The organism is Zhongshania sp. (assembly GCF_041584495.1).
Taxonomy (GTDB): Bacteria; Pseudomonadota; Gammaproteobacteria; order Pseudomonadales; family Spongiibacteraceae; genus Spongiibacter.
Window position 1 is genome coordinate 1 of record NZ_JBFHDY010000102.1, and the last position, 13,191, is coordinate 13,191.

At 52.0% G+C, this 13,191-nt stretch carries 15 protein-coding genes; 1 reads left to right on the plus strand and 14 read right to left on the minus strand.

Annotated elements, in window-relative coordinates; all coding sequences use genetic code 11:
• From ABYP33_RS14340 to ABYP33_RS14405, 14 genes are all read right to left on the minus strand, one after another.
• Positions 1-1,054 (minus strand): transglutaminase family protein (locus ABYP33_RS14340; RefSeq protein ID WP_373091812.1); only part of this gene is annotated, 1,054 nt, incomplete at its 3' end.
• A gap of 53 nt (positions 1,055-1,107) precedes the next feature.
• Entirely contained in the window at positions 1,108-1,902 is a 795-nt protein-coding gene (locus tag ABYP33_RS14345; RefSeq protein WP_373091814.1) for a hypothetical protein, read from the minus strand.
• A 16-nt stretch (positions 1,903-1,918) separates the two neighbouring features.
• Positions 1,919-2,308, minus strand: a complete 390-nt coding sequence (locus ABYP33_RS14350) for a hypothetical protein (protein ID WP_373091815.1) — start codon at positions 2,306-2,308, stop codon at positions 1,919-1,921.
• A 225-nt stretch (positions 2,309-2,533) separates the two neighbouring features.
• Complete coding sequence (gene tmpT / locus ABYP33_RS14355) at positions 2,534-3,175, minus strand: thiopurine S-methyltransferase (RefSeq protein WP_373091816.1); 642 nt, start codon at positions 3,173-3,175, stop codon at positions 2,534-2,536.
• 39 nt (positions 3,176-3,214) lie between these two features.
• Positions 3,215-3,892 (minus strand): YoaK family protein, encoded by a 678-nt coding sequence (locus ABYP33_RS14360; protein WP_373091817.1) that lies wholly within the window; start codon positions 3,890-3,892, stop codon positions 3,215-3,217.
• A gap of 78 nt (positions 3,893-3,970) precedes the next feature.
• Positions 3,971-4,519 carry a glycoside hydrolase family 108 protein gene (locus ABYP33_RS14365; RefSeq protein ID WP_373091818.1) on the minus strand — a complete coding sequence of 183 codons (549 nt, stop codon included), beginning with the start codon at positions 4,517-4,519 and terminating at the stop codon, positions 3,971-3,973.
• A gap of 41 nt (positions 4,520-4,560) precedes the next feature.
• Positions 4,561-4,881, minus strand: coding sequence for a tetratricopeptide repeat protein (locus tag ABYP33_RS14370; RefSeq protein ID WP_373091819.1), 321 nt, complete (start codon positions 4,879-4,881; stop codon positions 4,561-4,563).
• A gap of 9 nt (positions 4,882-4,890) precedes the next feature.
• Positions 4,891-6,117, minus strand: coding sequence for a heme biosynthesis HemY N-terminal domain-containing protein (locus ABYP33_RS14375; RefSeq protein WP_373091821.1), 1,227 nt, complete (start codon positions 6,115-6,117; stop codon positions 4,891-4,893).
• A complete protein-coding gene (locus ABYP33_RS14380) occupies positions 6,114-7,286 on the minus strand; it encodes a uroporphyrinogen-III C-methyltransferase (RefSeq protein WP_373091822.1) in 1,173 nt (390 codons plus the stop codon). The genes ABYP33_RS14375 and ABYP33_RS14380 overlap by 4 nt, the downstream gene beginning before the upstream one ends.
• A gap of 50 nt (positions 7,287-7,336) precedes the next feature.
• Complete coding sequence (locus ABYP33_RS14385) at positions 7,337-8,128, minus strand: uroporphyrinogen-III synthase (RefSeq protein WP_373091824.1); 792 nt, start codon at positions 8,126-8,128, stop codon at positions 7,337-7,339.
• Complete coding sequence (gene hemC / locus ABYP33_RS14390; protein WP_373091825.1) at positions 8,106-9,056, minus strand: hydroxymethylbilane synthase; 951 nt, start codon at positions 9,054-9,056, stop codon at positions 8,106-8,108. The genes ABYP33_RS14385 and hemC overlap by 23 nt, the downstream gene beginning before the upstream one ends.
• Before the next feature lie 103 nt (positions 9,057-9,159).
• Positions 9,160-9,906: a LytR/AlgR family response regulator transcription factor gene (locus ABYP33_RS14395; protein WP_373091826.1), complete on the minus strand. Its 747-nt coding sequence runs from the start codon at positions 9,904-9,906 to the stop codon at positions 9,160-9,162.
• Entirely contained in the window at positions 9,903-10,982 is a 1,080-nt protein-coding gene (locus tag ABYP33_RS14400) for a sensor histidine kinase (RefSeq protein WP_373091827.1), read from the minus strand. Before ABYP33_RS14400 ends, ABYP33_RS14395 begins: the two co-directional genes overlap by 4 nt.
• A gap of 92 nt (positions 10,983-11,074) precedes the next feature.
• Entirely contained in the window at positions 11,075-12,709 is a 1,635-nt protein-coding gene (locus tag ABYP33_RS14405; RefSeq protein ID WP_373091828.1) for a hypothetical protein, read from the minus strand.
• A gap of 195 nt (positions 12,710-12,904) precedes the next feature.
• Here ABYP33_RS14405 and ABYP33_RS14410 point away from each other — a divergent pair.
• A partial coding sequence (locus tag ABYP33_RS14410) for a lyase family protein (protein WP_373091829.1) occupies positions 12,905-13,191 on the plus strand: 287 nt, incomplete at its 3' end.

Sequence of the window (13,191 nt, forward strand, 5' to 3'; positions counted from 1 at the left end):
CGTAGGCATAGCGCGCGGGGATATTGGCCGCGCGAAGCAAGGCAATTAATAAACTCGCGGTGTCTACGGCGTTAGCTTTTCTAGTTTCCATGGTGTATTGAGCACCTTGGATTGAGCCATAGCTTGGAATAAAACGGATGTTATTGTGCACCCAAGTGTAAATTTCGACGGGGTTATTATTTAAGCTTTGCGCCAGCGCCTTGATCTCGTCACTGATGACGGCGTCGATGGTTTCCGCCAAATCGGCCTCACTTGGCAAGCCCATTGGGTTTAGCATTTCTGGGCTCAGGGTATTGGAGGCCAGCTGGGTATAGCCCTCAAAGGGGTTCAACCCCAAGGCAAGTTGAATTTGACCTTTCGTTAGACTTGGCTCTCGCACCTCGGAGCTTGGCGAACCCCATGGCATATGATCTGGGTCGAGGTAGCTATGTGAACGTTTAAATTTTTCTGCCACTAGGACTTCGCTCAATTCATTCAGCAGCTGACTTTGCTCGTCGGCACTTTCAGTCGCCGTAAGTCTGCTCAATTTTTCGTCAAGATCTGCGTATTTTTGTTTAATGAGTTGTATCGCACTGGTGTGACGTTCCTTAACAAGGGCATTGGCCGATTGCGGTAGGGTTTTACGCTGGGCAATTAGCGCCGGTTCTTGCTCTAAAGCACCGATAGCCTCTCTATAAGCCTCTCTTACTTGCTCGCTAAGCTCCACGACGCCGGCGATATCGTCTGCGCTCAGCGGCGCGTCACCAAGCCCAAGCTTTTCCAGCATACGTTGCAACCATGATTGCTCTTGCTTACGACGCGACACTGATTCAGGCAGATCTTTGGCAAACTTTTGCTGCAGCTTCTGTAGACGGTGAGCAAGTTTTTTTGCTGGCGTGTTTTCCTGAATCTTTTCTATTCTCTGGGATTTTTCATTGCCTTTATTTATTTCTTTGGCAATAGCCGAGCCAGTGGGCGACAGATAGAACACAAAGGTGAACATCACAACGGTAAAGATAGACGTGGCTCTTGCCTGCTTGCCACCACGAAAAACATCCAATGTCTGGCCAATCATTCCTTTGTCCTCAATATTCAGTGGCTATTTTCACTGCTGCTTGGTGGCAGTTTTTAGTCTTCGCTTAATAATGAAATTGACGATCTCTGTCTTTGCAGTTGATATAAAATCTGATCAACAAGCAGTCTTAACTCAATTGCTATGGCATTGTCCTTGTCCCCAAGCTCGTCTGCTGCAAGCAGCAAGGACTTGACCGCATTGTCGCGTCTGGCGTTGCTTATATCGGCTTCAGCGCTGGCAACTTTCTTGTCAATAAACCGGTAACGATTATCATCAGGGAATTGCTCAATCAACAATTGCACTGTGTTGTAGGCACTTGCAAACGGCAGCCTCTCGCCAACGGGACCCAACTCCAAACGCCATTCACTGTTATCTACCAGTAGCGTTCGATTGATACCAGCATTAACGTCGACGAATAGCGGAACAGAATCCACCTCGGTTTCTGGTAATTGAATATAAAACCGTTTTGAAATTTCAACGGGCGCAGCGAGATCTTGCTGCCACAGCCACGTACCATTTTCCAAACGCTGAACGGCAGCCGTGTCTATGACGCCACCACCATTGGGTAAAGCGAGGATCACATCAATTGCGGCCCGCCGGCTGAGATTTTCAATACTGATATCGACTGGAATTACACGTCCAGCAGCAGCCGACCAGCTCAGCGGCTGAATTTTAGTTAAGGCAAAGAGTAATAATTGTTCATGCAAAGATTGGTCTTGGCTGGCACTGTTCAGCAGATCATAAGCAAAGTAGGCATTGTGCCCTTTGCCATAGGCACCGTAGCTTATGGCCGCGGGCGCATCTGGGAAGGCACATTCCTTACTTGCGTTCTTACCAGCGGCAAACACTGCCCACACCTCGGCATTACAGTGGGCCAACGCCAAGCCCGAGATTAAAGCGCAGTGAAATTAGACGCGCCAAATACTCACTGGGCAGCTGCTCTGGATCATTACTAAGCACAGCAAGCGCCGCGGCGTCATCGACAGTTGCGCCATCGCCCAATTTGACTGCAGCGACAGATTCAGAGGTAGCTTGAATATCCGACGCCACATCAAACTCTGTCACGATGCGGCCATCGCTACTCTGAGCAGATTCGAGCCAGTGCAATGCGGCGGTAATGGCCGAGGAATTATCTGAGATTTGATGACTTGCGCCGTTATGGGCGTATGAAGAGGATACCAAGAGTGCGAGCGCAAAGAAGGCCAATGTCGCGCAAGCTAAAGCCGAGCGTCGTTTTTCGCGCACAATAATCATCTCACCATCACCAACTTTTGTATTTATTTATACAAAAGGAAGCTCAGCAATGGCGTAAAATCCATTTAATATTGGCCTAAAAATATGACCAAGCGGCTTCCTTGCCGAGTATCACTATTTGTTTTCGAATGACAGACTACAACAACATTATTTCAATGGGAATATTTTAAATTATCGATTTTTATTTATTTCTACTCTAGAAGACGCTTAATGCTTTCTTATTAATTATAGGCAAGCTTTAAGCAGCCACAACTTTTCTTGTGTAGGACACTGTCCTTTCAGCCCGCCGACCACTTCTTCACTACTTAACAATGTGGACTGATAATGGCCGCTGTAGTGATGAGCGAGTTCCTCGTCGCTAATTGAAAACGGTGGTCCGGCCAGCTTGCTTTGATCGTAGTCATAATTAATTAATAGCTGAGGCGCGGTGTGCGTTATTTCTTTTAGCAGCGTGGTATAGGCCGCCCGCAGGGTGTCTGGCAAGGCCACTAAAGCTGCGCGGTCGTAGATGGCGTCTACCGGACCAAGTAATTCTGAAGTTAGCGCAAAAATATCGCCAACAAAGATATCCAAATGGTGGGCCTGATAACGCTGCACTGCGCCAAGTTCAGATCGCATGGGCGTAAAACCCAGCTCAGAAAATAATTCTTCGGCGGCGATGGTGCTTAGCTCGGCACCCGCCACGCGATAGCCCTGGTTCAGCAGCCAGCCGATATCCAGCGTTTTCCCGCACAGTGGTAAAAAAACCCTCGCATTATTCGCGAGGCCCAGCCGATCAAAATAGCTTAGCAATAAGGGATTAGGCGTCGCCGCGTGAAATGCAATGTCTTTGCTTTCCCATTTCTTGTGCCAAAATTGCTCGTCCATATTCTTCCTGCTGTTTCTTTAATGCCACCAATATTCAGCTTACGATGCACGTAATTTTTGCAGCGCAGCAACACGATAAATTCGATAGCCAAGAGCCAGAATTAAACACATCCCTGCCGGTAAACCGAGGGCGAAAAACTGCCACTGGCTGAACAAGTAAGCGCCGAGTGCGCCGCCGAGAGTAAAACCAAAGATAATTAAGATAAAAAGTAGTGCCTTGCGTCGATCGAAACCGGCGCCTCGCAATTTCGCGCCTAACATCAATCCTAAGTCGGTAAAAATCCCCGTGACGTGGGTTGTTCGTACCACCGCACCGCTATAGGTTGAAACTAATGCATTTTGCAAGCCACACGCGGCTGACGCCGTATAATGGCCCAGCAATGAACCGTTATTAAGAAAATAAATTGAGAGCAGTAGCAAGCCTCCTTCTAGCGCCAGCAAGGAGTCGTAATGCCGACCCAATTTGAGGGCGCCGCTAGACAGAAAAACACCAGAAATAGCAGCGCCACAAAGAAAGCTGAGCAAGACCCCAAGCAAGTGCATGGCATTGTTAAATGTGCCGCTGGCTAAACCCGTGCCGAGCAATGTTGCCGTTCCAGAAAGATGGGAAATTGACTGGTGCTGAAACCCCATAAGGCCGACGGCATTCACATTTCCGGCGACAAACGCCAGAACAAAAGCCCCGTACTCCACCCACCGAGGTAGCTTGGAAATCATTAGCACATCTCACAACAAATACTGCGCAATCCAATTTAGAGTGCCGCGCAAACTCTATTTCTAACACACTAATGCTATTCACACTATGCGTGTATCGCCGTCATCGAATTCTGCGAGTCGATTTAACCAACCTTTTAAAAACACTTGCTGGGACGGCTTTGCTTCAACCAATTTAAAATAAAAATTACGACGCTCGGCGAGCAAAGTTCTGACGAGACGCGTTGAAAATCGCTGCGCTGCGGTTTTGGCGGCGCGTCGCGTGTTATCGCCCATTAAACCATCTTCTCGCAGTGGCGGTTTAGCCCCCAGTAAATTGCAACTGCGCTGCACAAACAGCACGGCTTGTTTTGGGCCATGATTAACTGCACTGTCGAAAGCAAACGCTTGTATAAGCTCAGGCAACTGATCTAGGCTTGGTGCAAGATAGTAAGTCTGCCGATAAATCTCACGGGCAACAGCCTGGTCAAGCTGTTCAACATCACTTTGACTCGCAGATCGGCCAAGGTGGTGTGACAGGGCCTTTTGACTGATTCCGTAGTTGGTGGGGCCGCCGCGATCTGCGGGGTGGTTGACGTAACCGCCTTCACGGCGGATGACCGCTGTAATCATTTTTTCTATATCAGACATCAGCTTACTCCCTGTAAACAAATACCGTAGATCTGGTGGTTTTACTTCTTTACCACCTTACTCAATTTCTTTAAAAATACGGTGACTTCTCGTTCGGTCTGCTTATCGCCTTTTTCCTGGGCGCTGACTAAACCCTGTTGCCAGGCCGCCTTTGCTTTTTCGGGTTCACCAATATTCTGCAGGGCTTTACCGAGTAACTTCCACGCTGCGGAATAGCTCGGGTCGAGACTGACGCACTGCTGAAAATGCTCAATGGCTTGTTCCACATTGCCATCATCAAGATACGCCTTGCCGAGCCCAAAACGCAATATTGCACTGTCATTGCCTTTGGCCAACATCTTTTCTAGTGCGGCGATATTCACTGCGCGCGTTTACTCCTTTAACTTGCTTAACGAGGGCTGCGGCAAACTCGGCAGCGACTGTCCTTGCAGCTGCAGGGCTTCTCGCGTAAAACGCTCTGCCGCAGCAGGCTCATCTAAATTAACCATGAGTCGCCCCAACTCAAAACACACTTCGCTATTAGGGCTCAGCTGGTAAGCCTGTTCAAAATACTCTCTGGCCTTACCCCACAGCTCATTGCGCAGCGATAAACGCCCAAGTGTCAGTAACAAGACCGCATCATCGCTGTGCTCTTTACACCACGACTCCGCCGCACTGAGTTGGCGCGCTACATCGTAGCCGGCGATCAGACCATATAGTTTCACCAAGTCACTGTGCCAGCTAAGTTTTATAGACTGACGAAGTAATTTTTCAGCGCTGGCAGAATCCCCCGCCGCAACGAGTACGCGACAATAACTTAACAACAGACCGTTATCGCGATGCCAAGTGCGCGGCACGTGTTTCCACCACTGTTGTAATGCCGTCGCATCGCCCTGCTGCGCGGTGTGTTCCAGCTGCCCCATTAAGGCTTCACGTTCTAACTCTGCCGCGCGTTCTTCGCTAATACCGCCGTGCTTGCGCAAATCCGGAATTAGAGCCAAGAGCGAGTTCCAGTCGCGCAGGCCGATATACACTTTTTTTAGCAGCGTCAGCACCGAGGGATGGCGTTCGGCGTTGCGGCGAGCTCGGGTTAAGGTCGCGAGCGCCTCTTCAAGACGACCATTTTCTATCTGCATTTTCGCCTGCGTTAAGGCCACCGCAATACTTGCCTTATTGCTGGTTTGCTCGGCCAGCCCCAGGTAGTGACGACTGCCTGGCGCATCCCCTAGGGCATGACTGGCCCGAGCGGCAAGCAAGTAATTGATGAGAGGCGTTTCGGTGTCTTTGGCCGAATCGGTGAGTAATTTGCGCGCCTTGGCCCAATTGCCCTCGATGAAGGCGATCATACCCAAGGTGGTATGGCTGCGTCCGCGCACTGCGCGCCGCACAGTCCAAAAGGAACCAATGCTGTCTGAGACTTTGGCGCCGCGCCGCAAACTCATAAAAATCAGTATTACCAATATCAGAAATACCGTTAACACCGCCACGCCAACCCAAATGGTCATTTCGACGGTGGTTTGGCCATACGCGATCAGAATATAGCCCGAATCCTGCTGTATCGCCGCCGCCAAGCCCGCAGAGAGGGCAAGGGCCAGCAGCACCGCAATGAAAATTTTCATTTACGCGCCTCTTGCTGCCAACGGTGACTCTTTAAATACACTTTTAAGCTACGCAGTGAACCAGAGATATCAGCCATCTCTGGGCTGACCGGCATCGCTCGCACCGTGCTAATTTGCTTTAGTAAGCCGTCGCGGTGGTCGTCGAGCTGATAATACTCTTGCAACCACGCCGCAGCCTTATCCAGCGCCCGCTGATATAAAACCGGTCGATTTGCCAGCAGCGCCAACTGCGCTTGCTCAAACATCAAGCGCAAACTCGCCCGCAACGCCGCTTCTTGCTCGGGAGCCAACTGGGCTTTAAAGTTTTGGTCGTGGTGACGAATGCGGATATAGCTGCGCAACTTGGCCCAGGCATTGTCTAAGCCACTCTGAAGCCGCTGCTGCCACTCTTCAGATGGCTCTTCTACTTCTTCGGCGCTGTAACTTGGCGCCTGATATAACTTCAACTTCCCGGCTTCAGTGGCTAGGCCCTGCAGGATCAAATACACGCCCTCAATGTCAACATCTGCACTGTTTTGCAAGGCGCTAATTTCTTTGGCTAGCTCAGCGCGCACTGGGTGTAAGGCGGCGTCGTCAAGCTCCCGCAATATGGAGTCAGCATTACTCAGTAATTGCGCCGCCGCCCGAGGATCGTGACTCAATTGCGCCCGCTGATTCGCTAGGCGGAGTAAATACTCCACTTCGGCAAGTAACCAATCTTGGCGGTCGACGGTGGTCAGCGACTGCATTTTGGTTTCCAGCTCCTGACTGCGACGGCTGAGCGCACTCAATTGGCTGCTATAGTCTAGCCGCAATTGTGCCAAAGCTTCGCGCTGCGTGGCGAAGCTTGCCACTAGTTCAGTCTGAGAGGCGCTTAAGGTTTGCAGCTCGGCTTTTAAGTCGCTGCTTACCGATGCCTCGGTTTTCGCCAACAGATATTCCTGCTGGTATTGCCACGCCGCTAGCGCCAAAGCCAGTATCGCAATCAGTAAGGCAAGCAAAGCAATGACCACACCAGAGCGCTTGGGTTTGGCAGTTTTATCTTTTGGCGAGTTTGATTTAGGGGGTGCTGGCGGCGGGGCCGCTTTGGCATCCTGGCTCTTGCTCACCGAAGATTCAGGTGGCACTGACACCGCTGAGGCCGATTCGGAATTTACGTCTTTTTTATCGTCCGGTTTGTCACCGCTCATTATTTTCTCTCTGCTTAAATTCACTGATTAATAGCATGTTCTCGGTCAATTTATTTGTCCACAAAGCCCCTTAAAGCGGCCAAGGTTGCTGCAGTACCGGCATTTTCGGCTTGTATTACTTGGGTAAAGCCCAGCGCGACAGCCAAACTCGCTACCCGTTCGCCGGGCACTAACACCCTGTAGCTCAATGCCGCGTCTTGCAGCAAGGAGTGAAAATAGTGCAAAGTCTCACCGCTGTTTACGCAAACAATATTAATGCCCTGCCTGCGCAGTAACGTATGGAATTGCTCACGATCTAGCGCCGGACTAAGGCGCTGATAACATTCAGCATAGTCTACCAGGGCGCCTCGTGCCGCAAGTTGCTCTGCCAAATACTCACGGCCACCAAGACCTCTGACTATAAGTACTTTCTGGCCTTGTAGATGCTGTAAGACTGGCGTAGCCAACAAGCTTTCACTGTTCATCGCGACCTTATCAACTGTGTCAACGTCGATATACCGCGCAGCTAAGGCCGCAGCAGTAGCCGCACCTATGGCGTGAACCTTCACGCCAACGGGCCACTGAGGCCAAAACTGCTCGATTGCCGCTATTCCGTAGCTCACCGCGTTCACGCTGATAAAGATTAGATGTTGATAGCAATCTAAGTTCATAAACAGCTGTCGGCTGCGCTGCAACTCTGCCTCGTGGTGCGGCGCGGTGAGCGGCGCAATATTAAGCAAGGGCTGGGTTGAGACCTTGGCGCCGGCCGCCGTTAGCGCAGCGACCAATTCAGTGCTGCGCTCTACCGGACGCGTTACTAAAACCCGCAAACTGGCAAGATCAGGCTGGCTTGCTGTTGCCATACACCGCCTGCAAAATAGCGCCTGCGCCTTGAGCCAGCAAGTCTTCAGCAACCGCCACGCCGAGCGCTTCAGCTTGGCTACGTGGTCCCCGCGCCTCGGCGGTAAGAATTTTTCCGCCGCTGGGCTCACCCACCAAGGCCCGCAACCAAAGTTGATCGGGGTTGCTTGGGTCGGCGATGGCATAGCCCGCAATCGGCACTTGGCAGCCACCTTCTAGGCGGCGATTCATGGCCCTTTCTGCCATAACTTGCGTTGCACTAACACTGTTGTGCAAGGGCTTTAATAGCGCGTTAACGCGATCGTCATCAATACGGGTTTCGACACCCACTGCGCCCTGGCCGCAGGCTGGCAAGCTGGTTTCAACCGACATATACGAGGCAATTCGGGCCTCTAATTTCAGCCTAATTAAACCGGCCGACGCCAAAACAATGGCATCGAACTCGCCGTCGTCAAGCTTGCGCAAGCGCGTTTGCACATTACCGCGCAAACTAGAAATCTGTAAATCTGGGCGCTGAGCTCGCAGCTGGCACTCCCGGCGCAAACTCGACGTCCCCACTCGGGCTCCCTGGGGCAACGCTTCAACCGCGCTAAAATGGTTGCTGACAAAGGCATCCCGTGGGTCTTCGCGCTCGCAAATAATGGCCAAGCCCAAACCTGCGGGGAACTCCATTGGCACATCTTTCATAGAATGCACGGCAATGTCGGCGCGACCTTCCAGCAAAGCTTGCTCAAGCTCCTTCACAAACAGCGCTTTACCACCAATTTTTGATAGCGGCGAATCCAGCAATTGGTCACCACGGGTGGTCATTCCCAATAATTCAACCTGTAAACCAGGATGGGCGGCCTGTAGTTCGGCTTTAATGAATTCCGCCTGCCATAAGGCCAGCAAACTCTCGCGGGTGGCGATGCGGATAATATTATCGGACATAAGTCATTCCGTAAGACAAAGTAGACCACCATGATACGCCAGCGACGCCGCTGACAAAACCATTAAGGCCGCCAGACCCGGCGGCGACGGCAATAATAGAAACCTAGGATTTTTTATTTAGACGCGCTCGCAGCGCAGGCAAATGGCGACGGCTAATCTGCGGGCCTTCCGCCATGCCCTGTAAGCGCACTCGATAGGCGGCAACGCCGACCCGCTCAATACCCTGTAAATACGTCAGCGAGACCAAGGCATTGCGGTGTACGCGCACAAACTGCTCACTAAATTCGTCTTCGAGCTCCTTGAGGCTCTCATCTAGCAACAACTCGCCCTCAGGGTGAACCGCACTGACGTATTTATTGTCCGCATAAAAATAGCGCACGGCAGACACGGGCAACAGGCTCATACCTTGGGCGCTATTAACACAAAGTTGCTGACGCGGGCCGCGATCATGATCCTCAGCTGTCATTGTTGCCAAGGCCGATAGCTGCGCTTGATTTAAGCGTGACAAACGAGAAAATACGGCCGCGAGCTTGTCGCGCTGTATCGGTTTAAGTAAATAACCCAAGGCATGTGTTTCAAAGGCCGCCACCGCGTACTCGTCGTAGGCGGTACAAAACACCACGGCGGGAGCAGGCTCATATTCACCGAGCCGCTTGGCCAACTCAATACCGCTCATGCCCGGCATCGAGATATCGAGCAACAGCACATCTGGGCTACAGCGCTCAAATTCACTGAGTGCTTGCTCGGCATTCGCGGCTTCACCAACCACCACAATATCGTCTAATTCAGCCAATAAGCGCGCGGCACGCTGACGCGCCAAGGGCTCGTCGTCAACCAGCAGCACTCTCACCGCGCCATCGTCCTGCGCTCATAAGCTAAAGGAAATGACGCGTGGGCCCGATATTGACCGCCGTCTCGACTGGCGCCAAATTTTGCGCGGTCGCCAAACAGGGTTTGCAAACGCAGTCGTATATTTTCATTCGCCATGCCATTGCCCGCTGGCGCATCCGCATTGGTGGGCAATGGATTGCTAATATCAATTTCCACCATGTCGCCTTTTAAACTAGCGCGCACCACTACCGTGCCACCGGCAGGTAACTGCTGCACGCCATGCAAAATGGCGTTCTCTAACAACGGTTGTAAAAGCAGTGAGGGTACCAGTACTTTGTCGCCAAGCTCCGCTTGCTGCCAATCTACTTTTAGCCGGTCACCCAATCTTGCATTTTCAATGCGCAAATAGCGCTCACACAAATCGCGCTCTTCTACCCAGGGCACCATACTCATGCCGCCCTGTAGATTCGCCCTAAACAATGCCGCTAAATCTTCGACCGCCTGCTCGGCCTTCACCGGCTCAGTACTAATCAAACTACTAATACTATTAAGGGTGTTGAACAGAAAATGCGGGCGAATCCGCGAGTGCAGGGCGTCGAGTCGGGCATGTAAAATGCTTTGTTCGCGCAATCGAAATTGCAAGCTGAGGTAGGCGTAACGCATACCCACACCAAGCAGTAGGCTCGCCACCGCCAAGGTGTCGGCAATCTGCCAAAAATTGATATTCCAAGCTTCGCCTTGCATCACGCCACTGGCCAACCACTGCGCGACCACCGTCACAATCACCACCCAGCAAAGACCAATAACAAAACTGATGCCCGCCGTATATGCCGTGCTCGTGCGCTGAAACAGCGGCTTGCACCAGGTCAAAATTGTCGCCGCACCCAGCAAACACCAAATAATATACATGCCAGACATGCCCAGCAGATACCAGTCAAAATGCTGCAAACCCGATTTGAGAATGGTCAAAGAAAGAGACAATAGCACCGCTAGCAACACAATCAGCAATAGCGCTTGGGGGCTAAGAAGATCGCCAATAAAAGAAATTCGGCTAATTCGGTAATCCAGTGGTTTATCCGCTTCGCGTCGTTGCACAGTGCCTGCCTATGTCAAAAATTAAGCTTAGTAAGCTCTGAGCATAGCAGGCAAAACGCGGAGCGCATATTCAAAAAAGAGTGCGGATACAATCAGTTAATTGGGTAGTCAGTCCAACCATCGGTCCACATCACATTCACCCCTGGTCGAAACGCGCCGCGATAGTTTGCCGCTTCGTCCCAAAATTCGCCCTGAGGAATTGCCTGTGCATGGTTTCTGGCTGGCGAGCTGGCCGCAAGACGGTAGTCGTGGTCGGTCTCGCTGCGCAAGCGTTGAACAAATTGGGGGCTATTACCCAGTTCAGCAGTCTTCGCAAAATACGCGGCCTCATCAAAGCCAGCGTCGTCATCTTGATCGCCAGCCTCAGCGGCAAAATAACTGCGACCACCTTGGCCAATATCGGCAATAAACAAGCCGCCAAAGCTCAGCAGTCCCTGCTCGATGCGCGCCACCGTGCTGCGGTCTTTAATATCAATGGCCTCGCCTGAAAAGCCGTCGATCACCATATTGTAAAAATGCCCGCCCGTGCCACGGCGCAGCGTCATGGCGCGCTGATGGCGCTCACTGCTCTGCATACTCTGCAAGGTGACATTGTAAAACGTGGGCTGCGACACCGGCCCAGCCTCGTGATTAATTTCATCGTTATCTGCCTCAAAGGCATTATCACCCACGCTGGGGTATTGCTGAACTTGCAAAAACTGCACGCGGCCCGTCCAGCCCATATCCCAGTCTAGGGAGTCATCGGCGGCGCCGGTAATCAAAATATGGCGAAGGTCTACGTTGCCACCAAAGATCTCGATGCCGTCGTCTAAGGCGCGGTGCACCTGCACATTGCGGACAATGGTCTTGCTGCCGCAACCGCCCAAGGTCAGGCCATTTAATTCGCTATTGGCGTAAACCTCGTAACCGGCAAACTCAATACGGGCATATTCCAGCACCCCACAATTGTCACTGGCGTCGACGCCGCCAAACATGCCCCGCGTATCGCCAGCCTCGAGACCTTCAATTTGCGCGTCAGCGGTATTCACCGGCGCATTGCCCAGCATCACCACACCGCCCCAGTCACCCGCGCGACGCTTACCCGCTGGCACAGCGCTCGTGAACACAATCGGTTTCGCAGCCGTACCCCGCGCCTGAATGCTACCGTCGCGCGTCACTAATAAGGCACTGCCAGCTCGGCCTTGCACCAGCGTACCCGCTTCAATCACCAGCCGCGCACCGGCCTCAACATACACAATCCCTTCTAGCACCCAGGTTTTATCACTCGTCCATAGCTGCTCCCCATGCAGAGAGCCACTCACTACTTTACTGCCGCTATACAGGCTTTTTAAGTCGTCACTAAATAAAGCTGCACCGACTACGCCGCCAAGCAACAGCACCCCTGCAATCAACAACCAATTGCGCAGGGGTTTTGCGGGCGCGCCAAGCTGCTTAAAGCCAATGGTTTCAGCAATATCTGGATTCATGGCGGCTACTCGACGATCGTGACGTCCCTGCGTTAACGCGGTATTGATATTGATTCGGCGCAGGCCAAGACCCAGCTCCCGAATTTCGGCATTGCTACTCACCGCCGCCTGCTCAATTAACTCTTTGCGGTAAGCAGGATCGTTTAACAAGGTATTAAAATGGATGTAACGCACGCCCTTATCGCCCTGCTTGTCATAGCTCAGCTTTAATTGCCAAAGCATTTCCACTAATTTGGCGCGGGGGGAACTGACGTCGTTCATGGTTCTTCCTTGCGTAATGGCTCAATTTTACGGAAAAACAGTATGGCGACGGGATATGACAATTTTATTACAAGCTGGATCGCAGGCGGTCAGACGCAAAACTGCTATAATGGCGCCCTTTAGGCATCTGTAGATCACCTGTTCACGTCAACGGGAGCAAGCCCTACAGCCAAGCAATACAGGAACAACTGCGCAATGAGTGACAAAGATCCGAGCATCAAACCCTGGGGCGGCCGCTTTACCGAGGCAACTGACCAGTTCGTAGAGCGTTTTACGGCCTCTGTCAGCTTCGATCAGCGCCTTTACCACCACGACATCAACGGCTCGCTAGCCCACGCGGCCATGCTCGCCAAAGTCGGCGTACTCACCACCGACGAACTCAGCAAAATTCAAGAAGGCTTAGAAGAAATTCGCGCCGACATCCTCAGCGGTCGCTTTGAGTGGTCAGTAAGCCTTGAAGACGTGCACATGAATATTGAAGC